Here is a 23,883-nt window from a genome sequence, read left to right on the forward strand (position 1 = left end):
GAGGGGCCAAAACGGCCCCTATTCTAAACCTGATTGCAGATGAGACCTAGCGCTGGGTGTCGCCCACAGCGTCGCCACGCCGGCCGCTGAACAGGCGGCGCCGGCTCAAGTTCACGCCGCCCTCCCCCTGCTGCACCGGAAGCGAAAGCAACATCTTGAGGGTGCTGCTCACCAGCGCCCGCCCCTCGTCGGCCCCCAGATGTGGGTCGATGGGAGACATGAGCGAGCAGGCCAGCAACTGCCCCGTCTCGGGCAATGCCCCCACCATAAAGGTCAGGTTGCCGCAGGGGAGTTGCAGGGCCAGCCGATCGCTGCTGCTGCGCACCGGCCAGAGCTGATCCGGCCCCGGCAGCACCACCACGCTCAGCATCCAGGGGGTGAGCACGCAGCCGAGCCACTGCCCTTCAAACAGGGTGCACTCGGCCACGATGGGCATGGCCGGGTGGTAGAACGGCAGAGTCTGCATCTCTTGCTGCGCGATCCGCTCGTACTGGGCTACCAGCAGCGGCGCGGGATTGGTGGCAAAACCGGCAAACTCCTGCGCCGGCTCTTTCGCGGCTTCGTTCACTGTCTTGTTCACTACCTCATTCACAATGGATTGCGCCATACGCCCTCCCGCGCTCGCTCGGCCTTCTCCTGCTCGGAGAGCGGGATGGCCGGTGCCCCCAGACTGGCCAGCAGAGTCAGGATCCGATCCGTCGCCTCCCCCATGGCAGCCGCCACCACGGGGGTGAGGCCGATGCGGGGCTCGAGGGATTCAGGCTCGACCCCGATCAGGGTGAGCCGCCTGGGGGATTCCCCTGTCATGTGCAGCGCCGAGAGCACGTCCGCCAGCCCCAGCTGATGGGGGGAGATCTTGCGACCGAACAGGGTCGGGATCTCCTCATCCTTCAGGGTCACCACGGTACCTGGCGGGTTGCCGCTGCGCACCGCATCAGCCAGTATGATGTGGTCGCGACGGGCCATCGCTTCGAGCAGCTCCATGCCGGCGGTGCCGCCATCGAGCAGCTCGATGCCGGGGGCGAAGCGGTAGTCGCGCTCCAGCCCCTCGACGATGCGCACGCCGACGGCCTCATCGCTCAACAGCAGGTTGCCCACGCCCAGGATCAGGGTGTTCATCACAGCACCTTCACCTGAGTCACGTCGCCGCTCTGGGTATCCACCACGTGCACTGCGCAGGACATGCAGGGGTCGAACGAGTGGACTGTGCGCACTACTTCCAGCGGCTTGGCGGGGTCAGCCACCGGGGTGCCCACCAGGGATTGCTCGTAGGGGCCGGGTTCGTCGTTGAAGTTGCGCGGACCCGAGTTCCAGGTCGACGGTACCACCGCCTGATAGTTGGCGATCTTGCCGCCCTTGATGACGATCCAGTGGGAGAGCATGCCGCGCGGCGCCTCTTCAAAGCCCACCCCGCGAAACTCCTTGTCCGCCGGGATCTCGGTCTTGATGTAGGCGCTGAAATCCCCCTTGCCGATGTTGTCCACCAGCGCCTTCCACTGATGAGACAAGGTGTCTTTGAGCACACAGCAGCGCACCGCCCGGCCGATGATGCGGCCCAGGGTGGAGTGCAGCTGTTCAGTCTTGATGGCTGAACCGGTTAGCGTGTTGTAGAGGCCGTTCAGCTGATCGAAATGCGCCACCGTCTCCGGGTGCTTGGCCGCCAGCTTCACCAGGAGGTCTGCGAGCGGCCCCACCTCCACCACCTTGCCGTAGAAGGTGGGGGATTTGACCCAGGAGTACTTGCCGTCATCCTGCCAGCCGGTGTAGTTGGGCTCGGTCTTGCCCTCCCAGGGTTTGAGGGGGGCGTCATCCTTGTACCAGGCGTGCTTGTTGCTCTCGGCGATGCCATCCATCAGCCAGGCATCCTGATGGCTCTCGATGGGACGATAGCCGGCCAGATCGCCGTTTTCGATGTAGCCACCGGGCATCAGGAAGCTGCCGCCGTCACCGTCGGTGGGCAGCTCAGGCACGCTCAGGTAGTGCCTGGCCCCCTGCCCCAGGTTCAGCCACTCGGGGTAGTGCGCGGCGATGATGGCGGCATCCACCTTGTAGACCTGCTCGATAAACTCGCCGAGCCGGTCGATAAAACTCTTCACATACATGAGTCGCTCGAGGTTGAGCACGCTCGGCGCATCCAGGTTGATGGGGTTGGCCACCCCGCCCACCGCCAGGTTCTGGATGTGGGGGGTCTTGCCGCCGAGGATGGCGACGATGCGGTTGGCATCGCGCTGGCACTCCAGCGCCTGCAGGTAGTGGGCCACGGCGATGAGGTTCACCTCCGGGCTCAGTTTCATCGCCTTGTGGCCCCAATAGCCGTTGGCAAAGATGCCGAGCTGGCCGCTCGCCACCAGGGCGCGGATCTTCTCCTGTACCTTGGCGAGCTCCTCGGCGCTGTTGAGGGACCAGGTCGATACCCCCTTGAGCATGTCCGCCGCTTTTTGCGGATTGGCCTGCAGTGCCGCGGTGATGTCCACCCAGTCCAGCGCGGAGAGCTGATAGAAATGGACGATGTGATCGTGGATGTTGTGGGCCGCAATGATCAGGTTGCGGATGTACTGGGCGTTGACCGGCACCTTGGCGCCGATGGCGTTCTCCACCGCCCGCACCGAGGCGATGGCGTGAATGGAGGTGCACACCCCGCAGATGCGCTGCACTATCATCCAGGCATCGCGCGGGTCGTTGCCCTTGACGATCTCCTCCATCCCGCGCCACATGGTGCCGGATGACCAGGCCTTGGTGACGACGCCGCCTTCGATTTCACAGTCGATACGCAGGTGACCCTCGATGCGGGTGATGGGGTCTATGGTGATACGTTGGCTCATACGTTGGCTTTCCCTCGGGCCTGATAATCTTGGTGAACACGTTCAAGTGATGGCAGTACCGGCAAGAGCCGGATCAGCAGCAAATAGGCACATACCTCGATGGCGACGAAGCCCAGGGAGATCAGCACTTCCGCCGCGGAGGGGAAGTAGTGGTAGCCATTGCCGGGGTTGAAGGCGAGCAGGGAGTAGTCCAGTCGCCAGAGGGCGGCGCCCAGCAGCATGCTGAGGGCCCCCAGGAACAACATGCGCGAATCGCGGCGGCTCTTGTCCCAGTGGAACACCAGCAGCGGGAAGATCATCAGCGCGATCTCGCACCAGAACATCAAGGCGTAGCGATTCCACTGGGAGAGGTACTCCGACTTGTCGTTGATGACGATCTCGGCAAAGCGCAGCGCCACGAACAGGATCAGGAAGATGTCGATCACCTGGGTCAGTTTGTAGAAGAGCGACTTCTCGTTGGGGCCGCGCCCCGCCAGCCCCGCCTGCACCAAAGATCCTTCAAACACCACAATGGAGAAGCCCATGATGAAGGCGGTCAGAAGCGAGAAGACCGGCAGCAGTTCATAGCTTTGCCAGAGCGGATGGATCTTCTCACCCGCCACTATCATCAGGGAGCCCATGGAGGATTGGTGCATGGTGGGCAGCAGGGCCCCCAGCGCCAGGATGAAGAACATGATCTTGTTGAGCCGCGCCATGGAGGCCTTCCAGCCGAACTTCTCCAGCAGCACAGGGGCAAACTCCAGCGCCATCACCCCGATGTAGATGGTCATGCAGACCGCCGTCTCGAACAGCACCGAGGAGGTGTTGAAGAAACCCGGAATGTAGAAGTAGGGCAGGTTCCAGTAACGGCCTACGTCGATGGTGATGGAGAGACCGCCCAGGGAATAGCCGAACAGGCTCGCCAGCAGGGCCGGTCGCACCAGGGGGTGATACTCGCCCCGGTTGAACACATAGACCGCCCAGGCCAGCGCCCAGCCGCCGCAGGCGAAACCGGTGCCGATCAGCAGATCGAACGAGATCCAGAGCCCCCAGGGGTAGCCACCGTTCAGATCGGTAACCGAGCCCAGCCCGAAGATGAGGCGTTTGAGGATCAGCATGCCGCACAGGATGACGAACGGCGCCAGCACCATGACCGGCCAGCTGACCAGCCTGCCTCCCAGCGGATGTGCCTTGTGATTACTCATGATTTTTGCCTCCCGATTGCTTGTCATGGCCCGCGTGCGAGTCATGATCGTCGCCATCCTGATGGTCCTTGGTGTTGCGGCGAATGAGCACCGAGAGCCCGGTCAGCACCACCAGCGGCAGCACCATCCCCTTGTAGAGGGTGTGCTGGATATGCTCGGAGCGGGCCCCGGAGGAGAGCTCCGGCAAATCAGGCATGTCGAGCTTGCTGTAGGGCACCCCGGCCAGCACCAGCACCTGGGTGCCGCCCCCCTCCTTCTCGCCATAAACGTAAGGCTGGTAGTTGGGCACTTCATGCAGGTAGGGGTCGTTGGCGCTGAAGGTCTGGCGCGGGTAGGCGTATTCGCTGCCCGGGGTGGCCAGCAGCCGGCGCTTGGCCTCGGCCATCAGCGCCTCCCGGGTGCCGAAGATGACGGCGCCGGTGGGGCACACCTCGACGCAGCCGGGCAACTTGCCCTGATCGATGCGCTCAAGCCCCTTCTGGTTGCAGAGCTCGCACTTGTGGATCGCCCCGAACGGATTGTCGTAGTCATATTTGGGCACGTCGAACGGGCAGCCCACCATGCAGTAGCGGCAGCCGGTGCAGACGTCCGGGTCGTAGTGGACGATGCCGGTCTTGGGATCCTTGGTCAGCGCCTGCACCGGGCAGACGGAGACGCAGTTGGGATCGACACAGTGCATGCACTGCTTCTTGATGTAGGCATAGCCATCCACCAGCTGATCCTTGTGCTCACCCGTGCCGCTCTTCCACACCTGAATGATGTTGTTGGTGTAGGGGCTCAGCTTGTCGTTGTTGGACCAGGTCGCTTCCCCGGCCGGATTGGCCGGGTTGCCGTTGAGGCGCTGGCACTCCGCCACGCAGGCCTGGCAGCCGATGCAGAGGGTGGAGTCGTAGAGCATGCCGAGCGCGCCGGGAATGGGCGGCTTGTTCTCGGCCGCCGCCAGGGCAGTGCCGGAGACGGTGGTGCCCGCCGCCAGCGCACCGACAGAGGCGAATTTGAGGAAGTTGCGTCTGTTCACGGTCACTCCTCCCGTGAGGTGTGCTGCCCGGCTTCATGGCGCTTCTGCTGGCGGCCGAGCTCGCGCACCGTCATCAGACTCACCCCGACCAGCACCCCGAGCGCCCCTCCGATAAGGCCGGTGGCAGTGGGCGACATGTGCCCTCCCTCCTGGATGGCCACGTCGGGCTTGTTCACCCGCGGGGTGGGATTCTCCACCTTGGCGAGCTGGAAGATCCCCTTGCTGAAGCCCACTCCCTGCTCGTTGCAGCCGTAGCAGGGGTGGCCGATGCCCACCGGCCAGATGCCGCCGCCCACGTCGCAGAACTCCAGGGTCGAGCAGTTGCCGTAGGTCTCCGGCCCCTTGCAGCCCAGGTGATAGAGACACCAGCCCTGACGGTGGCCCTCGTCGCCGAACTCCTTGGCGAAGCGACCGGCGTCGAAGTGCGGACGACGCTCGCAGTTTTCGTGGATGAGCCGCTCATAGGCAAACAGCGGCCGCTTCTTGGCATCGAGCGCCGGCAGCTTGCCGTAGGTGATGTAGTAGGCGACCGTGGTGAGGAAGTTGTGGGGATTGGGCGGGCAGCCCGGGATATTGATGATGGGAGTACCGATATTGCCGAGCGCCTCTTCCAAGCTGACAGCGCCGGTCGGATTACCGCCACTGGCGGGGACGCCGCCCCAGGCGGCACAGGAGCCGATGGCAATGACGGCAGCCGCATCGGCAGCCGCGCGGCGAATATGGTCGACGATGGGCTCACCGGCCACCATGCAGTAGATGCCGCCATCTTTAAGCGGGATGGAGCCGTCCACCACCAGCACATACTTGCCCTTGTAGCGTTCGATGGCATTGTGCTTGTTCTCTTCGGCCTGATGGCCGAAGGCCGCCGAGAGCACCTCGTGATACTCCAGCGAAATGGTGTTGAGGATCAGGTTCTCGATGGTGGGGTGGGTGGCGCGCAGCAGCGACTCGGTGCAACCGGTACACTCCTGCGCCCCTATCCAGATCACCGGTGGCCGCTCGGGGCTGGTGAGCGCGGTGGCCATCTTGGCGACGGCGTGCTGGCTTAATCCAAGGGTTGCGGCCATCCCGGCGCACAATTTCATAAAGTCACGGCGATTAATTCCATGAGCCGATAAAAAAGTATCCTCGACCATTCTTTTTATTCCCGTAGTGAGCACTTGTTTGATAAATGCTTAATAGCGGAAATGCTAAGTACTCCCCCCCGGCATTGTGTTGATCTCCATCAAGTGACGGGGCATTACTCAAATAGAAACTCATCACAGTTAATTTAAAAACTTTATATGTAGCATATACTTACAAAACCCTTGCGAAGGGATAAAAATACCCACTAGGGGGTATTTTTGAATTTTAAAGAATTAACACCATTTAAATTGCCCGTTAATTCGTGATGTTAAATAATCAGAATGAAAGCGTTGTCACACTATTTGACAGGGTCTTTATGTTACCAGCCATAGGCTATTTCACCTCGCCAAAAGTGGTTGATAATATATATCTTTATATTTGTATTAGTATATGTAAACAAGTGGAATGGACGCGCGAACGATATTTATTATCAGCTTTTAAGAAATAACTCCCCCTGCTGTTCAAGGCTGACCTTCGCCGCTTGATTAATTAACCGACCCACATCATGCCTCACCATCCCTGGCCACGGATGATCTGCCTCCCCCGGCCACGTGCGCCACCAAACCGGCCACCAGCCTTCTTGCTGGCGTACACCACTCACCGGCTCGACGGGATGCCCTCTTCATCCGGCAGTGCCACCTTACACCTCCCATGGATCTGGCAGCCTGCTTTTCTCCTCTGCCATGCGCCTGCCCGCACCTTTGCCAGGGGTTGGCAACCCAGCCTTCGCGCAGCCGGTGCAAAAAACCGCCAGCAATGTGCGAAAAAGGCGCGATTCCCCTCCCGTTTGAAGGGGCAAAACCAGTGATAAATATTGCCCGATAGGGAGCCAGAGAAAGCGTCGGCAGGCGAATTTATACAGAGGAATATCCCGTATTTTGCCCATTTTCACATTCCCATTCGCCACATAATTTACCAACCAAAAAACAACTGATAACATCTTTTCACAATTTAGAGCATATAAAACAACATGGTTCGGTGACCCCCCGTTTGCCCGTCGCAGCCACCGGGATCACAGGATCAGGATTGAGACCAGCAGCCAACTTCTCATCGAGCAGACACCCGACCCCATGATGAACACAGTTACGGCCAGCATCGATCTGGATGCACTCCAGCACAATTTCGCCGTGGCACGCCGCCACGCCCCCCACAGCAAGATCATCGCGGTACTCAAGGCCAATGCCTATGGTCACGGGTTGCTGCCGGTGGCCCATGCCCTCGCCCAGGCCGATGCCTATGCCGTGGCCAGGGTCGAGGAGGCGCTGGTGCTGCGTGCCAACGCCATCACCAAGCCCATTCTGGTGCTGGGGGGCTTCTTCAGTGCCGAGGCGCTGCCGCTGCTGGCCAAACACGATCTGCAGACCACCCTGCATACCTGGGAGCAGTTGGCGCTGCTCGAACAGGCCACTCTGCCCGCCCCCATCAAGGTGTGGCTCAAGCTCGATACCGGGATGAACCGGCTCGGCCTGCGCGCCGAGGAGCTGCCCGCCTTTATCGAACGGTTGAGTCATTGCCACAACGTAGTACAACCGTTCCAGCTGATGACCCACTTCAGCCAGTCCGATGAGCAGGATACCCAGGCCACTCTGCTGCAGATCGAGGAGTTCAACCGCCTCTCTGCCCATCTGCCGGGCGAGCGGGCCATGGCCAACTCCGCCGGCATCCTCGCCTGGCCGGCCTCGCGCAGTGACTGGATCCGGCCCGGCCTCATGCTCTACGGCGCCTCCCCCTTTACCGGCCAGCTCGCCGCCGACCACGGCCTGCGTCCGGTCATGACCCTCAAGAGCCAGCTCATCGCCACCCGGGCCTGCCAGCAGGGTGAGGCGGTCGGTTATGGAGGTCACTGGGTGGCGAATCGGGACACCACCCTCGGCGTGGTGGCCGCGGGATATGGCGATGGCTACCCGCGCATGGCTCCCGAAGGGACCCCAATGCTGATCAATGGCCGTCGGGTTCCCATCGTGGGTCGGGTCTCCATGGACATGATCACCGTCGATCTGGGCCCGGCGGCCAGCGACAAGGTAGGAGACGAGGTGACGCTGTGGGGGGAAGGGCTGCCGGTGGAGCAGGTAGCCGAGAAGATAGGCACCATCCCCTACGAGCTGCTCACCCGCCTGACCAGCCGGGTGCATCTCGCGCATTGCGACAGCCGCGAACAGATGCCGATGTTGAAGCTGGCCTGAGCAATCAGGCTGAGGATGGCCGCAGCGAGGCGACAAACCGGCCCCCGATAAGCAAAAGGCCCTGTCTTGCGACGGGGCCTTTGCCTGATGGGGAATTCAGGAGCAAGGTGCCACGACCTTATCCGCATGGACTCAGCGAATCCCCTCCAATGACTTGAACCAGGCGAGGCTGGCCTGCCACAGGGGCGTGGCAGACTTGCGAAAATAGCCCATATGGCCGATTGCTCCATCCAAAGTATGAGGAAAGAGATCAACACGCGTCACGGGAGCATTACTGTAGTGCTTCATGAAGGCGTCGCGTGATGCGGGCATCGCCCAGCGATCGTCCAGCGCATTGGCCGCCACAATGGGAGTCTGGACGCTTTGGTAAGCACGCTCGATGCCACGCATCGCCGGGTCGTCAAAGAAATAGTGACGAAAACGGCACCAGTACCGCCATTGTACAAAGGCGCCTTTTGGCAAATCTTCTCCCATGCCCAGCAGGCTCCACGCGCAATAGCCTTTCCACCAGGTCAGCAGCGGCAGCACTGTGTTCCACATGGTGAGCACCTTGAGCTGCTCGCTGAAGGGCATATAGCCGTGCCACCCGGCCCCGGTGCCGAAGACATAGAGCCCGGAGACTTTCCGATGATTGGGGAGCAGGCCGAAGGCGTGCCCACCATAGGAATGGCCGATGACGAACAGGGGGAGATCGTCCCCGCTCATGGTTTCCACTGCGGCGGCCAGATCGCGCCTTCCCCAATCGAGCAAATCCATCTCGAAGCCTTTGAGTGACGCGGGTTTTGACGCGCCTATGCCCCGGTAGTCAAAAGTCAGGGTGGTAAACCCTTGCTCACTGGCGAACTCGGCAAAGCGACGATAGAAGCCCTGCGGCACGCCAGTAGCCCCCGCGACGATGATCTTGCCCTGCACCTGCCCTGTTGCCGGGTACAGTTGCCCCTGGATCAGATAGTCATCGTCGGTGTGAAACGAGATAGCAGCCATATTCCTCCCTGAAGTATGACGATTGTCATAGTCATGCTCCGAACGCTATACTATGACACTCGTCATAGCAAGAGGGTGCAGCGTGAAAGAGTGCACATCGACCGGGCGTCAACGGGTGATTGAGGCCGCTGCCGCCATGCTGGCACGGCATGGTTTGAGAGGGATCAGCATCCGTGAAGTGAGCAAGTTCGCCGATGCACCCCTGGGTTCCACGTATCATCATTTTCCCAGCGGCAAGAATCAGATAGTGACGGAGGCAATACACTGGGCCGGCGCCCAGGCATCCGAGCAACTGCAGCGCTGCCTGCAGGCCGATGCCTGGCAGGGTCTCGGTCTGTTTGTATCCCACTGGCGTGAGCGGTTGACGCAATCTCACTTTCGCGCGGGGTGCCCGATCGTGGCAGCGGCCATCGAAGCGCAGCATGAAGAGGATGGGGAGCCAATCAAGGAGGCGGTGGCCCAGGTCTTTGGCCACTGGCAACAGCTGATTGCCGATCACCTGATGGCACAGGGGCAGGCCGACGCCTCTGCCAGAGCCTGTGCGCTGGGGATCATCGCCAGCATAGAGGGCGCCATCGTGTTGTGCCGTGCCCATCAAAGCAGCGAGCCCCTGGATGCGGTATTGGCATGCTTACCCAGATTGATGGGCACCGCCGAGTGATGGCACGCCTTGGCACCCAATAACGGGGCTATAGAGCACGGAGCAGCCCGGATACATGTCCGGCGGGGAAATCACTGCCCCTCGTTCCCAGGGGGATGATGCCGAGAGATTCATGACTAAATAAAACAAAAGGCCCCGTCTTGCGACGGGGCCTTTTGTTTTATTTGGCGGTGAGGGAGGGATTCGAACCCTCGATACGTTGCCGTATACACACTTTCCAGGCGTGCTCCTTCAGCCACTCGGACACCTCACCAAATTTTTACTTCTTGAAGTGGTTTTCGGAGCACGCTGCGCGTGCATCTTGCCGACTTCGTCGGTGGGCAGCCTCTCGGTCACCTCACCAAATTTTGGTCTGTTGTTTAATGTGCTCAGCCAACACGTCGTTCGTTGCGCCGTTGCGCTGGAACGGGGCGTAATGTACGGGATACGACGGCATGCGGTCAATGCAATTTTTCACTTTTTGCGTTCGTTTGCTCATTATCCGAACCAAGTGACTAAAAACATGCCGTTTCGTATCCCTTTCAATCAATTTCCAGCCGCTTCGTGCAAATGCTCGCCTTTGAGTGCCTCTTCCAGCGAGCCGTAAAACTCCAGCTGACCGGGCACCGGACGCACCTTGGCGCGCGCCAGGGTCTTGAGCGGCTGGAACTGCAGCTCGGCCACCCGCAACTGCACCCCTGCCTTGGCCATCTGCTTTTCAAACTGCAGGAAGGCGGAGAGGCCACCTGCGTCCAGGATGGAGACCGCCTCCATCTGCAACACCAGCAGCTTGTGCCCCTTGACCTGGGCCACCAGCTCGCCGAACACCCGCTCGGCGGCTGCGAAGAACAGCGGGCCGTTGACCTTGTAGAGCAGCGCCTGCTCCGGCACTTCCTGGGCGTAGCGCTTGTGATCCGCCAGGTTGTGCAGCTTGGTCATCTTGGCAATCTCGCGCATGAACAGCAGGGAGGCGAGGATCACCCCGAAAGTGATGGCGATAACCATGTCGAAGATGACGGTCAGCGACAGGCAGACCAGCAGCACCAACACGTCGGATCTGGGGGCGCGGCGAATGAGCTCCACCACCTTGTGCGCCTCGCTCATGTTCCAGGCGACGATGAGCAGCAGGGCAGCCATGGCCGAGAGCGGCAGCCAGGAGAGCCAGGGCGCCAGCACCAGGATGGCCGCCAGCACCACCAGCGCATGCACGATGCCGGAGATGGGAGAGGTAGCCCCGGCCCGTACGTTGGCGGCGGAGCGGGCAATGGCAGCGGTGGCGGTGATGCCGCCAAAGAAGGGGGCGACGATGTTGCCAAGCCCCTGCCCCACCAACTCGGCGTTGGAGCTGTGTTTGCGACCTGTCATGCCATCCAGCACCACGGCGCAGAGCAGGGATTCGATGGCCCCCAGCATCGCCATGGAGAAAGCCGCGGGCAGCAGGCGCTCGATGGCGGCCAGGTTCCACTCCACCGGCGAGCCATCCGGCCCCGGCAGGGCCCAGGGCATCACCAGAGTCGGCGCGATGGGCGGGATCCCCATGCCCTGGCTACCGTCGGCCAGGGTATAGCTGAACTTGCTGCCGATGGTGGCCACGTCCACCCCGAACTGATGCAGGCCAAAGCCAAGGCCCACCCCCACCAGCACGGCGGGAAGGTGGCCTGGCACCGGCAGGCGCAGGCGCGGCCAGAGCAGCAGCACCGCCAGGGTCGCAACCCCCACCAGCGTATCCCCCCACTGCCAGCTGGGCAGGGCATGGGCCAGTGCCTCGACTTTGCCAATATAGGTCTCCGGCATCTCGGGCACCTGCAGACCGAAGAAGTCCTTGATCTGCAAGGTGGCGATCACGATAGCGATACCACCGGTAAAGCCCAGGGTCACCGAAGGCGGAATGTACTCGATGAGGCGTCCGAGCCGGGCCACCCCCATGGCCACCAGGAAAAAGCCCGAGATCAGGGTCGCCATCAACAGGCCACCCACACCGAACTGCTGGGCCACCGGATAGAGGATCACCACGAAGGCGGCGGTCGGCCCCGAGATGGAGAAGCGGGAGCCACCGGTCACGGCGATGACGATGCCGGCGATGATGGCGGTATAGAGACCGTGCTGGGGCGGCACACCACTGGCAATGGCCAGCGCCATGGCCAGCGGAATGGCGATGATGCCGACCGTGATGCCGGCGATCAGGTCGCGGCCGAAGCGGGGAACGCTGTAGGGTTCGTCAATACAGGATTGGCGTAAAGCAATGGCCAGCTTCACGCTTTGCAAAGGTGCTTGGTTGTGCATGTATTCGTAATACCAGAAGAGGGAGATAAAGGCCGGATTGAACCGGCGCCCGATCATCATCAAGGGCCGGCAGAGCTGTCGACACGGCGATGGTATCCTGGCCAACCATACCCCAGCCGATGAAATATTTCGATGGTCGGGATCAATGAATGGCCGTTACCACGCAATATTGCCGGTGATAGTCAGCATATCGACCACTTTTCTCACCATTACGCAGCACACTCACTTCGCCTGCTAACCAATTTTCCCCTTCCTTATCCTGGTCGCGCGCCCTCCCCCTCTATATCTGCCCGTCGGATACTGTGCCGACGCTCGCCCCTCCCTCATCCTGTCCCGGCAGCCAATGCATTTCATCTACCTCCTTACTCGGCTGCTTCCCCCTTGGCGAGCCTGCGAGGCTCACTCCAAGCTGCTGATTGTGCTGAAAATAGTCCGCGGCGGCCAAGTTTTGGGCAAACGGTCCAAAATCCCCTTTTTGCAGCGGAGCGCGGGTTGACACCCGGCGGACGGGCCATTAATATCCGCACCGTCTCGACGAGACAGGCAATTCCTCCTTAGTTCAGTCGGTAGAACGGCGGACTGTTAATCCGTATGTCACTGGTTCAAGTCCAGTAGGAGGAGCCAATTCCCTCGTAGTTCAGTCGGTAGAACGGCGGACTGTTAATCCGTATGTCACAGGTTCAAGTCCTGTCGAGGGAGCCACATTCGAAAGCCCAGCCTTTGGCTGGGCTTTTTCGTATCCAACCTTCGAAGCTACCATACAGGCTACCGTGGCTTGTACTTTCACCGAACGGCCTCAGCCCAGGTGTCGGCATCCCCTTCTTCCGTGCCCTTTCACGACACCACCCTTGCTTTTTTGCTTGCCTCTGCCGGATATTCGTTATCACAATTACCGCCCCTGTTCCCACCGTCAAAAGGACCCCTTGGCATGTCTGAGGATGCGATGCAAAAAGAAGCAGTGCCTGCTCAAGCCACCAAGCAGCCCAAAGATCCCGTCCGGCGTCTTACGCTGCAATTGGTCATGCTTGCCTTGATCGTCTTGGTCTATGTGCTGTTTGCTCAACGCCTGACCCCGATGAGCAGTCAGGGTACGGTGCAGGCCTTTTTGATCCGCCTGGCCCCCGAGGTGGCCGGACGGGTGACTGCGGTGGAAGTCAGTGACAATCAGCAGGTTTCCGCCGGCATGCCTCTGTTTCAAATCAACCAGGAGCCCTATCTGATTGCCGTCACCCAGGCAGAAGCCCATGTGGCTGCAGTTGGGCAATCGATCGGGGCTGACACTGCCGCGGTGCAAACCGCCCAGGCCAAGGTGGTACAGGCCAAATCGGCCAAGGATAACGCTGCCGACAATGCCGCCAGAGTGGTCGAGCTGGCCAAACGAGGGGTCATGTCGATCGCGCAGCGGGATCAGGCGACGGCAACCTTGCAGCAAGCCATAGCCTCCCTGGCGGCTGCACAGGCAGAGTTGCGCCGTGCAGAACAGAGCCTCGGGCCTGCCGGCAATGAAAATCCCAAGCTGAAAGAAGCGATGGCCGCCCTGGCCAAAGCCAGACTCGATCTCATTCGCACCACGGTCAAAGCGCCCAACAAGGGGGCCATTACCAACATACAGCTGGCGCCAGGCCAGTATGCCGCCGTGGGAAGTCCAGCAATGACCTTCATCGACACCTCGGCGGTCTGGATCAGCTGTATGCTGCCCGAGAACTCGTTGGAATACCTGCGACCGGGCATCAAGGCCGAAGTGGTTTTCGATGTACTCCCCGGCCGTGTCTTCAAAGCTCACCTCGATACCCTGGGTTGGGGCAGTGCTGGCAATACCACCACAGACCAGACCACCGGCCTGCTCACGGCACCACAAAACAGCACCAGTGCGCGCCAGTTTCCAGTGAGCCTGGTACTGGATGAGGCACTCCCCCGCGGGTTGCGCTATGGCTCCCAGGCCACCGTCATTTTCTATCCCAACAAGGTGGGCATGATGGATACGATTGCCGCCGGCTGGATCCGTGTTGTCAGCCTGCTGACCTATATTGCCTGATGATGAACAAAGCGTGGTGGCAATGCAGCCTGCGTCTTGGCGTCATTCCCATGGCGGCACTGGCGGTTACCCTGGCCACGGGTCAGGCCTTGCCCTTTCTGATCCCCATGTTCATCGTCATCATGCTGATGCTGAGTCCGACGCGCCTGCCGCTGATGATGGTAGTGAGAATGCTGACACTGATCGTCGGTTGTACCGCGCTCATCTGTTTTCTTGCACATGTGGTCGGCACCAATCCCGTCGCTTTCTGGCTCGCCATGGCTGCGGTTGTGGTTCTGGCCTTTGCCCGCCTTGGCAAGAACCCTGACGATCTGCCCGGATTGCTGGTGCTGATCGTGTCGTCGATGACGATGGTGCTGGTACAAAGCCAGCCATCGCTGGTCCTGGCACTCCCCGTGTTGATGGGAAAAGCCTTTCTGATCGCCTATTTATGGTGTCTGCTGGCCTTTGCCATCTGGCCCCGGTCTTCGCCTCCGCTAACGCCTCTGACCGCCATGCGCGGTGATGAAAGGGTGATGCTGATCCTGGGAAAGAGCGCCGCTCTGTTGCTGGCCATCGGTATCGCCATCTGGCTGCAAGACAGCAGTGCCATCTTGATCGGGGCCACGATTGCCAACCTGCTGCGCGCCAGCGACCCCCATCTGACACGAATGAACAGCAAACCACTGCTGCAGGCCAACTTGCTGGCGGCGGCCTTGGCCACCCCGGTGATCCTGCTGGCCTACATCAGCCAGTCTCCCCTGATCCTGTCACTGCTGGCGCTCGCCGGCAGCATCTGGCTGGCGGGACGATTGGCGGCAGCCTGGCCCAAAGTGGTGGTACAAACTGCAATGACGGTTTACATCACTTTGCTGGGAACCGCCTTGCCCCAGTATCAGCAAGGGCTGCACCTGGTATGGGATCGACTCGCGACGCTGTTGCTGGTCGTCCTCTATTGCACTCTGGTTGTGCATCTCTTGACCACATCAACCGATAAGTCATGTCCTGCTTGAACGACATCATCTTGTCCAGACCGTTTATTGTCAGAGGGTAGAGACATGCTTTGCCCTTTGCGACCCCCACTCGATTCAGGAGTTTCTATGCGCCGTTTCAACTTAATGCTCAATGGCAGCCGGTTGATGATGTTTCCCTTCTATGTCTGCATCCTTGTCTGTGTCGCCCTCTTGATGGTGAAGTTCGCCATGCAGCTCTATGAGCTGTGTCGCGACATCATCGACATCCCCTATCTGGATCTCATCACAGGGGTGCTGACCCTGGTGGACTTCGTGCTGGTGGCCCAGATGCTGATCCTGGTGGCCATCTGCGGCTACGTGCAGTTCATCAAGACCCCGGAGCAGCGGGCAGCCCTTGGCGACAACTGGCTCAGCAAGATCAACTTCGCCTCCCTCAAACTCATCGTCATCAACTCCCTGGTCACCATCGCCGGGATCGAGGTGCTCAAGGCCTTCCTGACCGACGGTACTGGCAACGAGATCGAGATGAAGTGGTCGGTCATCGTCTTCCTCGCCTTCTCCACCGCAGCGCTCATCTATGCAGTCACCGAGCGGCTGGCGGACCACAAGTAGCGCCGGTTTTCATTCAGCCTTTATTCATCAAAGGCCGAATTGATAACTCTTTTCATTACCTTTACTGCATTGTAAACTTGCTCCCCCCGGGCTTTACTGCCCGGGCGTTGGAGCACCTATGACAAGCCTTTCCCTCTCACCACGACACTGCTGGCAGTGGCTGGCCTATCACCATCAGGCCGCCGAGGGCTCCCTCTATCTGATGTTCTTCTCCGGCCTGCTGCTGTGGGAACCGCTGACCCCGCTCTGGTCGCTGGCACGCTGGAACCTGTTCCTGCACGTCGCCCTCTCGCTCACCCTGTTTCCCCTGCTGTTTGGCGCGTTCTGGCTCTCCCATCGCAGCCTGCTGCGCAAAAGCCGCAAACCTTTCCTGCGCACCACGGGGCGCATCATCGAAGCCTTGCTGCTGGTCTGTCTGGCCAGCGGACTGCTGCTGGTATTGCACGGCACCCCGGGCGATAGCCTCGGCAACCTTGCCAGCTGGGCTCACTGGCTGAGCGCCCTCGCGTTGACTCCCCTGGTGCTGCGCCACGCCTGGCGCTGGACCATCTTGAAATGGCGCACCTGATCTTATGTTGAAGTTGTTGTTATCCCTGATGTTGGCCGCCCTGCTGCTGGGGACCGCCTCGGCCCAGGAGATGGGCACCGCCATGATTGCCTATGACGAGGGGAGTGCCCCGCGCCTCGTCACCGCCAACCAGAGCGCAGGCTCGGTCACCCTGCTTGAGCGCGATAGCGGCAAGCGACTCAAAGAGGCACAACTGGGGGGCGATCTGCGCCAGCTGGCCCGCGCCGATGACGGCACCCTGCTGGTCACCGACTACCGCGGCGATCGGTTGCTGCTGCTGGATGATGATCTCGACCTGGCAAAGGCGATCCCCACCGGCCATAGGCCCTACGGCGTCATCTTCGATCCCAAGCGGCAATGGTTCTGGGTCACGCTGTTCGAATCAGCTCGCCTGCAGGCTTATGACACCACGGGCAAGCTGCAGCTGAATGCAGAAACCGCCGAGACACCCCGCGGGCTGGCCCTGACCGACGACGATCGCCTGCTGCTCACCCACGCCATGACCGGCCAGCTCGCCATCTATGATCTCGCCAAGCTTGAGAAGGACGCTAAGGGGGCTACTCTGCCCAAGCCCAAGCTCATCACCCTGGCCGAGACCCACAGCGACACCCCAAGCGACTCCCAGGGATTGCCGCGCCTGCTGGACGGCATCACCCTCTCCCCCGATGGCAGCGAAGCCTGGCTGCCCCACGTGCTGTGGAGCTTCGATCACCCCTTCCAGTTTCAGAGCACCGTCTTCCCGGCGGTCTCCATCATCGATCTGGATGAAGAGAAAGAGCGGGTCGATGAAAGAAAACAGCTCTTCCTGCAGATCAACCTGCCGAGCGTCGGCAACCGCAGCCAGATCGTCTCCAACCCGTTCGCGGCGCGCTTCGCCGCCGATGGCAAGCGGGTCTACCTGACCCTGGCGGGCTCGGAGGATCTGCTGGTGTTCGACCTGTCGCGCAGCGGCAAACAGAACAGCAACCGCCACCGCCGCAAGAAGTTTCAGGGGGGCGCCAAGGCGACCCAGCTCCTTCGCCACCTGCCGGGCCAGAATCCGCGGGACTTGTTTGTAGAGGGCGACCACATCCTGGTCCACAACGTCATGGGGCAGGATCTCACCCGCCTCAACACCGGCGGCAGCGGCCCGTTTGCCCGGGTCACAGTCGATGTGCCCCACTTCGCCAAGCTGGTAGAGACGGATCAGCGCCCCGAACCGCTCAAGCGCGGCGAGCGGCTGTTCAACCTTGGCAACACCGTGGCCAACAGCCGCTTCCCCATGGCGGGGGACAACTGGATGAGCTGCAACTCCTGCCATCTGGACGGGTTCAACTTCACCAACCGCTATCTGATGGCGGCCCATCGCCAGCAGAGCGGCGACAATGCCATCAACGGCCACGCCAACCTGGCCAACATGGTGGCGGGTGACTTTATCGGCGAATACCTGCGCATGACCCAGCAGACCCAGGGCGGCATGGGCCATGACACCCGCGATGGCGCCGAAGCGGTCGACCCCGCCAGGCCCCAGCCGGAAGTGAAAGCGATGATGGAGGATCTGCACGCCTTCGTGACCGCCGATGGCAACCTCCCCTATCTTGCCAACTGGCTCAGGCTCGATGCCCCGCGCACGGATCCCGCCAAGGCGCCGACCACCCATCCCAGGGAGTGGCTCAACTCCGCCTCCTGCCAGAACTGCCACCAACAGGCGTTTGCGGACTGGAGCGAGAGCAACCACCGGCTGATGGGCAACTCCCACCCCTACTACAAGGTGGTGCAAGCGCTGGCCCGCGAAACCGAAGGGGAGGCGTTCGGCCAGTGGTGCCAGGGCTGCCACATGCCCCAGCAGGTGCTGACCGGCCAGCAGGATCTTCCCAAGGGCTCCCACATGTTCGAGCAAGGCGGCGCCTCGCTCATTGCCGCCCACCAGAAAGGCGAACCTGTGGTGGAGGAAGGGACCGGCTGCGTGCTCTGCCATCGCATCACCAAAGTGGAAGATGCCGGCGGCAACAGTGCCTTTACCGTGAATCTGAAAGACCGCGAGAGCTATGTGTTCGAGGATGCCGCCGGCGGCAGCCTCAAGCACTGGCTGGCGGAGCGGCAGATCAACGCCCGCCCCGCCATGCACAAGGCCTCCTACCAGAAGGATTTCTACCGCGACGCGGCCCTGTGCAAGTCCTGTCACAACGAGTTTGCCCCCGGTACCGGCGCCAATATCGTCAACACCTGGGACGAGTGGGAGAGCTCCAGCTTCGCCAAGGCGGAGGATCCCGCCAAGCGGCGCACCTGCATCGACTGTCACATGAACCCAACACCGGGCAACGGCGGCGCGCCGGTGGCCGGCCAGTCCACCGAAAACGGCACAGTGAAAGAAAGGCTCTATCGCCACAACTTTACCGGCGCCCAGCACCAGCTGGTGGGGCTGCGCAATCCCGCGCTCGAGCAGGAGAGCCTGGCGCTGCTGCGCTCAAGCGCCACCCTCTCTGCCCGCATTGAAAACCAGAGCGGCCAGCCCGCGCTGGTGGTGCGGGTCGCCAATACCGGCGCCGGCCACGCCCTGCCCACCGGGGTCGCCGATTTCCGCGAACTCTGGCTGGAGCTGACCGTCACCGACGCCAACGGCAAGCTGCTGCTTGCCAGCGGCCAGCCGGTGGATGGCGCCGTCCCTGAAGATGCGCGGCTATTTAGAAAAGTGTTCGGCGATGCCGAAGGCAAGCCGGTGGGGCTCAAGTTCTGGCGCTACGCCAAGCTCCTTGAAGATACCCGCATTCCGGCCGATGGCTGGCGCGATGAAGCCTGGTCGCTGCCGGCGGATGCCCAGGGGCCCTTCAAGGCCGATATCAAACTCAATTTCCGCACCTACCCCAAGTGGGTCAATGATGCGGTGCGCGCCGCCGAGCCGAGCTTGCCGGAGCCACCCATAGTGCTACTCAATCGGCTGCAACTCACCCTGCAGCCTCTCCCCGTCACGCCCGCTACGGAGCCTCAAACCTGATGTTTGCAAGTTTTCTCATTACCCTGCGCGAGGGGCTGGAAGCCTTCCTGCTGGTCGGCATCTGCCTCTCCTACCTCGCCAAGCTGGGGGCGAGCCGCTACAACAAATTCGTCTATCTGGGGGTGGGGCTGGGCCTGCTTGCCTCTCTCGTGGTCGCCTTCCTGTTCCAGGTGGTGGTGAGCCAGTTCGAGAGCGAGCGCTACAACCATTTGCTGATGGCGGGGATCCTGATTTTTGCCACCCTGGTGCTCACCTACATGGCGGTCTGGATGCAGAAGCAGGCCAAATCCCAGGTGGGAGCCATGACGGCGCGCATCGATGCCGCCATCGACGGCGGCAACCTGTTCGGTCTGGTGCTGCTCGCCTTCCTGGCGGTGATGCGCGAGGGCTTTGAAACCGTGCTCTTCTTCTCGGCCCTGGTCTACTCCGGGCAAGGGGTGGATCTGCACGAGGGGCTGATGGGGGCGCTGGGCGGCCTGCTGCTGTCGGTGGTGCTGGTGTGGGGGCTGCTGCGCTCCACCCGCAAGGTGGCGCTGGCCCCCTTCTTCCGCTGGACAGGTCTTCTCATCATCATCATCGCTGCCGGGCTGCTGTCGTCCGCCGTCAACATGCTGCAGGCAGCCGGGCTCATCACCTTCTGGACCGAGCCGGTCTTCAACATCAGTCACATTCTCGACGATCAGGGGGTATTTGGTACCTTCCTGCGCGCCCTGTTTGGCTACAATGCCTCACCAGCCGGCCTGCAGTTGCTGACCTGGGCCAGCTACCTGGTGATCTTCGTCACCGTCTGGCATCGCAACTATCGTCCCCAGCGCTGATCGCCCAGCGCGGCGCGGCAGCGGATGACAAGGCGGCTCAACGGGGCCGCCTTTTCCACTTTTTCTCTTTTGGTCAGCATTTCGGATAAAGAGTCATGAGCGACAACAACACACAACACATTGCGGTACTGGGCGCCGGCCCTGCCGGTCTGATGGCCGCCTGGCGCCTGTGCCAGGCCGGTTTTGCGGTCACCCTGTTCGAGCAGGAGAGCGTGGTGGGCGGCATGTGCGCCACCCAGACCTTCAAGGGGCGCGACGGTGAGTATCGCTTCGACTACGGCGGCCACCGCTTCATCACCAAGAACCCCGAGCTGCTCGGCTTTATCGACGAGCTGATGGGGGACGATCTGCTCCACGCCGAGCGCAAGAGCGTGATCCGCTTTGGCGGGCGCACCTATGACTACCCCCTGAACCTGCCCAATTTGCTCAAGACGGCGCCGCTCGCCCTGATGGCCGGTGCGGTGAAGGATCTGCTGCTGTTGCCCTTTGCCAGGAAGCCCACCGATTTTGCCAAGGCGAGCTTTGCCGAGTGGATCCAGAGCCACTTTGGCCGCACCCTCTATCGCCAGTTCTTCGAGGGTTACACCGGCAAACTGTGGGGCATCAACCCGGACCAGCTCTCCGCCGACTGGGCCGGTCAGCGCATCAGCCTGATCGATTTGAAAGACGTGGCGCGCCGTCTGCTGCCAAGACGCAACGGCAGCATCTCGGTGCGCACCTATGCCCGCAAGTACCGCTACCCCAAATACGGTTTCGGCCAGATCTTCACCACCTTGGGGGAGCGGCTGGTGGCCGAGGGGGTTGAGCTGAAAACCGGCGCCACCATCACCCGCCTCGAGCAGAGCGATGGCCGTATCGAACGGGTCTATTGGCAACAGCAGGGGATTGAGCAGAGCGAGCGATTTGATCAGGTCATCTCCACCCTGCCGCTGCCGCTCACTTGCCAGCATCTGGGCTTGCCGTGCGATCTCCACTACCGGTCGCTGCGCTTCGTCAATATGCCCCTCAAACAGGAGAACCTGTCGGACAACACCTGGCAGTACCTCTCCGACCCCCATATTCTGGCCACCCGTCTGCAGGAGCCGCGCCGCCGCAGCCCCTTTATGGCGCCCAAGGGCCAGACCTCGGTGATGCTGGAGATCCCCTGCAACCCGGGAGATGCCACCTGGCAGGCACCGCTCTCTGATCTGCGCGGCCGGGTCACTGCTGATCTCGCCAGTCTCGGCGTCGATACCGCCAAACTTGGCGATGAAGCATTTGAGGCTCGCAGCGAATACGCCTATCCACTGATGGATCTGGGCTACCAGACCCGCCGCAACGAGGCAATCAAGGCGCTGATGCCCATCACCAACCTCATCATGACCGGCCGCCAGGGGACATTCCGCTACATCTTCACCGACACCGCCATGGAGATGGGGATGATGGCCGCCGACATGGTGATCGACGGGGTAGACAGACGTCACGCCATCTTCAACCATCGCAATGAAAATACCGTGATCGAGACCCAGAGCGTGGCCTAAGAGCGATGGCAGGTGCTTAACCGGCAAACAGACGCCGCAACACCTTCAACCATCGCAACGAAAATACCGTGATTGAGACCCAGAGCGTGGCCTGATGGCCGCGCCATAAACAAACAAGGAGAAGAGGATGACCATCCGCCCGGGTTTACTTGCCCTCACCCTGCTGCTGGCCCTGAGCGGGCAGGCGCAGGCATACTCCTACGCCGCCGCCGGCAAGGAGCCGCTGATCGATGCCCGCGAGGCACTGCTGGGCGCCGCCACTGACGGCAAGGATGCCAGCGCCACCTTGAGCGAGATCGCCGAGGAGCTGACCTATCTGGAGGAGCACCACAAGGTCGAGCTGCAAGCGCCGCTCGCGGCCGCCATCAAGGTCAAAGACGCCGCGGCTACCGCGGCCCTGCTCAACCGGGCATACAAGGCGGAGATCGAGCGCCGCCTCGAGGGGACCAGCCAGAACCTTGGCGACTACCAGACCGCCAAGGTGCTGGTGGTCAAGAGCAAGCGCTTCCTGGATCTCATCCTCCCCTCCCTGAGCGAAGGGGATCGCAAGGCCGCAGAGCAGGCGCTGGCCAAGGTGCTCGATGCCATCGGCAACCCGGGGGTATTCGGGGTGGGCGCCAAGCCCGCCGATGCGGCTGCCTTCACCGAGGCGGAAAAAGCACTGATGGCCTTGCTGGCACCGCTCTAATGGCTACCTGCCCATCATTGCGCCACCTCGCCGTGACAAGCGGTGTGTTTCGCTGCGCGCTACCCACCCTACGCACTTTGATGACCTCTCATTGATGACGACGGCCCTCCTCATCCCCGGCCCTTCTCCCGCAAGGGGAGAAGGGGGGCGTCACCACGGCCGATTACGCTTCGCTAATCGACCCTACTTGCTGATCCTTCTACAACTGGCCTGGCTTGGCTGGCTGCTGGCCTTCCCGGTGGCCCTCGATTCCGACGATGCCCTCAATTTCGCCCACGGGGTGGTGCGCTTCAGCGTGCTGGAGTTCTCCCCCCACTTTCCGGGCTACCCCGCCTTTATCTGGCTGGCGCGGCTGATCAATCTGGCGGTGGACGATCCGGCCCGCGCGGTGCAGTGGGCCAGCCTCTTGGGTAGCAGTTTGCTGGCGCCGCTCGCCGCCTCCCTCGCGGTCAGATTGTGGCAGCGGCCAAGCCTGCTGGCGCCGGTCTGGCTGCTGGTGCTGGCCCTGCCGCTCACCCCGACGCTCGCTCTTTCCGGACTCTCGGACGGGCCGGCGCTGGCCGCCTGGCTCGGAGCTCTCCTGGCCTTGCAGCAGCGCAAAATCGCGCTGGCGGGTCTGCTGCTGGGCCTGATGCTGGCGCTGCGCCCCTCCTATTTTGTGCTGGCGCTGCTGCCCCTTTGGCTAGGGGTGGCGCAAAAGGGAACGCGCGTCAGGTTTGTGCTCCCCATCGTACTGGTGGGACTAGCCTGCCTGCTGTTTGTCTGGCAGGCCGATGGCTGGGCCTATTTTGCCGAGGGGCGGCGCTTTACCGACGGTCACTTTACCCTGTGGGGCAACACGGCGGCGGCTCACGGCGATCGGCTGCTGAGCTGGGCGAATACCTTCAACGAGCAGCTCACCCCGCTCTGGCCTTTGGCTGTCGGGGGACTGCTGGCGCAGCCGTTGTGGCAACGGTGCAAGGGCCACGCTGCCGCCCTCTCCCCGACCTGGTCCCTCTACTGGCTTGCCCTGCTGCTCTGGACCCTGTTTGGCCAGAACCCGGACAATCCCCGCCATCTGGCCCCCATCACCCTGCTTGGCATCATCTTTCTGGCGGGCTGGTTGCCACGCCGGGGCGAGCTGGCGGCCATGCTGGGGGCCCTGTTGCTGCTGCTCTGCACCCTCACCCCACCGGCGGCGCCAGCCATGACCCGGGCTGCCAGACTGGCCGAGCAAGCGTGCCCGGCGCTGGTGACCCAGTGGGGAGTGCGGCTGCTGCGAGAGACCACGGCCCTGCCCGTCACCGACGGCTGGTATCAGGGGGATGCTCGCCTTGCATTGGCGCAAGGGGCCTGCCGGCTCAGCCGGCGTCCCCTCGACCCGGAGGATCTGCCCGCAGGTGGCCAGCGAGTCTGGTTTGCCCCCCGCTTTCACGCCGAGCCCGGCCTCTGGCTCGGCATACAGGATCACCCCCGTCACCAAAACTGGTAGACTGG

General features: G+C 61.9%; 19 protein-coding genes, 3 tRNA genes and 1 pseudogene. 14 read left to right on the forward strand and 9 right to left on the reverse strand.

All coding sequences use genetic code 11. The features are described 5' to 3' along the window. Window positions 1-46 precede the first annotated feature (46 nt). Genes hybE through hybO form a run of 6 tightly spaced genes read right to left on the reverse strand, consistent with a single transcriptional unit; the run spans window position 47 to window position 6,160 of the window. Window positions 47-607, reverse strand: a complete 561-nt coding sequence (gene hybE, locus ACB031_RS03565; protein WP_371139022.1) for a hydrogenase-2 assembly chaperone — start codon at window positions 605-607, stop codon at window positions 47-49. Further along, on the reverse strand, window positions 589-1,119 hold the full coding sequence (locus tag ACB031_RS03570) for a HyaD/HybD family hydrogenase maturation endopeptidase (RefSeq protein WP_371139023.1): 531 nt from the start codon (window positions 1,117-1,119) through the stop codon (window positions 589-591). Before ACB031_RS03570 ends, hybE begins: the two co-directional genes overlap by 19 nt. After that, window positions 1,119-2,822 (reverse strand): hydrogenase 2 large subunit, encoded by a 1,704-nt coding sequence (gene hybC, locus ACB031_RS03575; RefSeq protein WP_371139024.1) that lies wholly within the window; start codon window positions 2,820-2,822, stop codon window positions 1,119-1,121. Before hybC ends, ACB031_RS03570 begins: the two co-directional genes overlap by 1 nt. Then, window positions 2,819-4,006 (reverse strand): Ni/Fe-hydrogenase cytochrome b subunit, encoded by a 1,188-nt coding sequence (gene hybB, locus ACB031_RS03580; protein WP_054544724.1) that lies wholly within the window; start codon window positions 4,004-4,006, stop codon window positions 2,819-2,821. Before hybB ends, hybC begins: the two co-directional genes overlap by 4 nt. Beyond that, window positions 3,999-5,024, reverse strand: a complete 1,026-nt coding sequence (hybA, locus tag ACB031_RS03585; RefSeq protein ID WP_216972714.1) for a hydrogenase 2 operon protein HybA — start codon at window positions 5,022-5,024, stop codon at window positions 3,999-4,001. The genes hybB and hybA overlap by 8 nt, the downstream gene beginning before the upstream one ends. Window positions 5,025-5,026: 2 nt before the next feature. Continuing rightward, complete coding sequence (hybO, locus tag ACB031_RS03590) at window positions 5,027-6,160, reverse strand: hydrogenase 2 small subunit (RefSeq protein ID WP_207136513.1); 1,134 nt, start codon at window positions 6,158-6,160, stop codon at window positions 5,027-5,029. Window positions 6,161-7,219: 1,059 nt separating this feature from the next. Here hybO and alr point away from each other — a divergent pair. Beyond that, the gene (alr, locus tag ACB031_RS03595; RefSeq protein WP_371139025.1) at window positions 7,220-8,332 is read left to right on the forward strand and encodes an alanine racemase; all 1,113 of its coding nucleotides are present in this window, start codon (window positions 7,220-7,222) and stop codon (window positions 8,330-8,332) included. A gap of 132 nt (window positions 8,333-8,464) precedes the next feature. Here the strand turns inward: alr and ACB031_RS03600 are convergent, their stop codons facing one another. Beyond that, window positions 8,465-9,316, reverse strand: a complete 852-nt coding sequence (locus tag ACB031_RS03600) for an alpha/beta fold hydrolase (protein ID WP_010633704.1) — start codon at window positions 9,314-9,316, stop codon at window positions 8,465-8,467. Between the two features lie 52 nt (window positions 9,317-9,368). Between ACB031_RS03600 and ACB031_RS03605 the strand changes: the two are divergent. Both ACB031_RS03605 and ACB031_RS03610 read left to right on the forward strand, forming a co-directional pair. Then, window positions 9,369-9,560: pseudogene (locus ACB031_RS03605) on the forward strand (TetR family transcriptional regulator); the annotation flags it as partial. Between the two features lie 3 nt (window positions 9,561-9,563). After that, the gene (locus tag ACB031_RS03610) at window positions 9,564-9,977 is read left to right on the forward strand and encodes a TetR family transcriptional regulator C-terminal domain-containing protein (protein ID WP_230599211.1); all 414 of its coding nucleotides are present in this window, start codon (window positions 9,564-9,566) and stop codon (window positions 9,975-9,977) included. Between the two features lie 165 nt (window positions 9,978-10,142). Here ACB031_RS03610 and ACB031_RS03615 read toward each other — a convergent pair. Both ACB031_RS03615 and dauA read right to left on the reverse strand, forming a co-directional pair. Further along, window positions 10,143-10,230: transfer RNA gene (locus tag ACB031_RS03615), tRNA-Ser, on the reverse strand. Between the two features lie 272 nt (window positions 10,231-10,502). Next, on the reverse strand, window positions 10,503-12,299 hold the full coding sequence (gene dauA / locus ACB031_RS03620) for a C4-dicarboxylic acid transporter DauA (RefSeq protein WP_193556027.1): 1,797 nt from the start codon (window positions 12,297-12,299) through the stop codon (window positions 10,503-10,505). Between the two features lie 488 nt (window positions 12,300-12,787). Between dauA and ACB031_RS03625 the strand changes: the two genes are divergently transcribed. The 11 genes from ACB031_RS03625 to ACB031_RS03675 all read left to right on the forward strand — a co-directional run bounded on the left by ACB031_RS03625 (window position 12,788) and on the right by ACB031_RS03675 (window position 23,878). After that, a tRNA-Asn gene (locus ACB031_RS03625) sits at window positions 12,788-12,863 on the forward strand. A 2-nt stretch (window positions 12,864-12,865) separates the two neighbouring features. Continuing rightward, window positions 12,866-12,941: transfer RNA gene (locus tag ACB031_RS03630), tRNA-Asn, on the forward strand. Between the two features lie 226 nt (window positions 12,942-13,167). Beyond that, on the forward strand, window positions 13,168-14,274 hold the full coding sequence (locus tag ACB031_RS03635) for an HlyD family secretion protein (protein WP_211029888.1): 1,107 nt from the start codon (window positions 13,168-13,170) through the stop codon (window positions 14,272-14,274). Then, complete coding sequence (locus ACB031_RS03640) at window positions 14,274-15,266, forward strand: DUF2955 domain-containing protein (protein ID WP_017786809.1); 993 nt, start codon at window positions 14,274-14,276, stop codon at window positions 15,264-15,266. The genes ACB031_RS03635 and ACB031_RS03640 overlap by 1 nt, the downstream gene beginning before the upstream one ends. Before the next feature lie 87 nt (window positions 15,267-15,353). Further along, window positions 15,354-15,839, forward strand: coding sequence for a YqhA family protein (locus ACB031_RS03645; RefSeq protein WP_005301997.1), 486 nt, complete (start codon window positions 15,354-15,356; stop codon window positions 15,837-15,839). A gap of 118 nt (window positions 15,840-15,957) precedes the next feature. Further along, window positions 15,958-16,407: a hypothetical protein gene (locus ACB031_RS03650; protein ID WP_005302000.1), complete on the forward strand. Its 450-nt coding sequence runs from the start codon at window positions 15,958-15,960 to the stop codon at window positions 16,405-16,407. A gap of 4 nt (window positions 16,408-16,411) precedes the next feature. Continuing rightward, entirely contained in the window at window positions 16,412-19,381 is a 2,970-nt protein-coding gene (locus ACB031_RS03655; RefSeq protein WP_371139026.1) for a YncE family protein, read from the forward strand. Further along, complete coding sequence (locus ACB031_RS03660) at window positions 19,381-20,199, forward strand: FTR1 family protein (RefSeq protein ID WP_005302005.1); 819 nt, start codon at window positions 19,381-19,383, stop codon at window positions 20,197-20,199. Before ACB031_RS03655 ends, ACB031_RS03660 begins: the two co-directional genes overlap by 1 nt. Before the next feature lie 95 nt (window positions 20,200-20,294). Next, complete coding sequence (locus tag ACB031_RS03665) at window positions 20,295-21,719, forward strand: FAD-dependent oxidoreductase (protein WP_371139027.1); 1,425 nt, start codon at window positions 20,295-20,297, stop codon at window positions 21,717-21,719. Window positions 21,720-21,846: 127 nt separating this feature from the next. After that, window positions 21,847-22,407, forward strand: a complete 561-nt coding sequence (locus ACB031_RS03670) for a hypothetical protein (protein ID WP_371139028.1) — start codon at window positions 21,847-21,849, stop codon at window positions 22,405-22,407. Between the two features lie 187 nt (window positions 22,408-22,594). After that, window positions 22,595-23,878, forward strand: a complete 1,284-nt coding sequence (locus tag ACB031_RS03675; RefSeq protein WP_371139029.1) for a hypothetical protein — start codon at window positions 22,595-22,597, stop codon at window positions 23,876-23,878. The last annotated feature ends 5 nt before the right edge of the window (window positions 23,879-23,883 follow it).

This window comes from Aeromonas sp. S8(2024), from assembly GCF_041403085.1.
In the GTDB taxonomy this organism is placed as follows: domain Bacteria; phylum Pseudomonadota; class Gammaproteobacteria; order Enterobacterales; family Aeromonadaceae; genus Aeromonas; species Aeromonas dhakensis.

Excerpts from the sequence above, each read along its gene's own strand:
- ACB031_RS03655 (WP_371139026.1), top strand. The coding sequence starts at position 16,412 with ATGTTGAAGTTGTTGTTATCCCTGATGTTGGCCGCCCTGCTGCTGGGG.
- ACB031_RS03570 (WP_371139023.1), bottom strand. The coding sequence starts at position 1,119 with ATGAACACCCTGATCCTGGGCGTGGGCAACCTGCTGTTGAGCGATGAG.
- ACB031_RS03600 (WP_010633704.1), bottom strand. The coding sequence starts at position 9,316 with ATGGCTGCTATCTCGTTTCACACCGACGATGACTATCTGATCCAGGGG.
- hybB (WP_054544724.1), bottom strand. The coding sequence starts at position 4,006 with ATGAGTAATCACAAGGCACATCCGCTGGGAGGCAGGCTGGTCAGCTGG.
- hybE (WP_371139022.1), bottom strand. The coding sequence starts at position 607 with ATGGCGCAATCCATTGTGAATGAGGTAGTGAACAAGACAGTGAACGAA.
- ACB031_RS03660 (WP_005302005.1), top strand. The coding sequence starts at position 19,381 with ATGTTTGCAAGTTTTCTCATTACCCTGCGCGAGGGGCTGGAAGCCTTC.
- dauA (WP_193556027.1), bottom strand. The coding sequence starts at position 12,299 with ATGATGATCGGGCGCCGGTTCAATCCGGCCTTTATCTCCCTCTTCTGG.
- ACB031_RS03635 (WP_211029888.1), top strand. The coding sequence starts at position 13,168 with ATGTCTGAGGATGCGATGCAAAAAGAAGCAGTGCCTGCTCAAGCCACC.
- ACB031_RS03670 (WP_371139028.1), top strand. The coding sequence starts at position 21,847 with ATGACCATCCGCCCGGGTTTACTTGCCCTCACCCTGCTGCTGGCCCTG.
- ACB031_RS03645 (WP_005301997.1), top strand. The coding sequence starts at position 15,354 with ATGCGCCGTTTCAACTTAATGCTCAATGGCAGCCGGTTGATGATGTTT.
- ACB031_RS03640 (WP_017786809.1), top strand. The coding sequence starts at position 14,274 with ATGATGAACAAAGCGTGGTGGCAATGCAGCCTGCGTCTTGGCGTCATT.
- hybC (WP_371139024.1), bottom strand. The coding sequence starts at position 2,822 with ATGAGCCAACGTATCACCATAGACCCCATCACCCGCATCGAGGGTCAC.
- alr (WP_371139025.1), top strand. The coding sequence starts at position 7,220 with ATGATGAACACAGTTACGGCCAGCATCGATCTGGATGCACTCCAGCAC.
- ACB031_RS03650 (WP_005302000.1), top strand. The coding sequence starts at position 15,958 with ATGACAAGCCTTTCCCTCTCACCACGACACTGCTGGCAGTGGCTGGCC.
- ACB031_RS03665 (WP_371139027.1), top strand. The coding sequence starts at position 20,295 with ATGAGCGACAACAACACACAACACATTGCGGTACTGGGCGCCGGCCCT.
- hybO (WP_207136513.1), bottom strand. The coding sequence starts at position 6,160 with ATGGTCGAGGATACTTTTTTATCGGCTCATGGAATTAATCGCCGTGAC.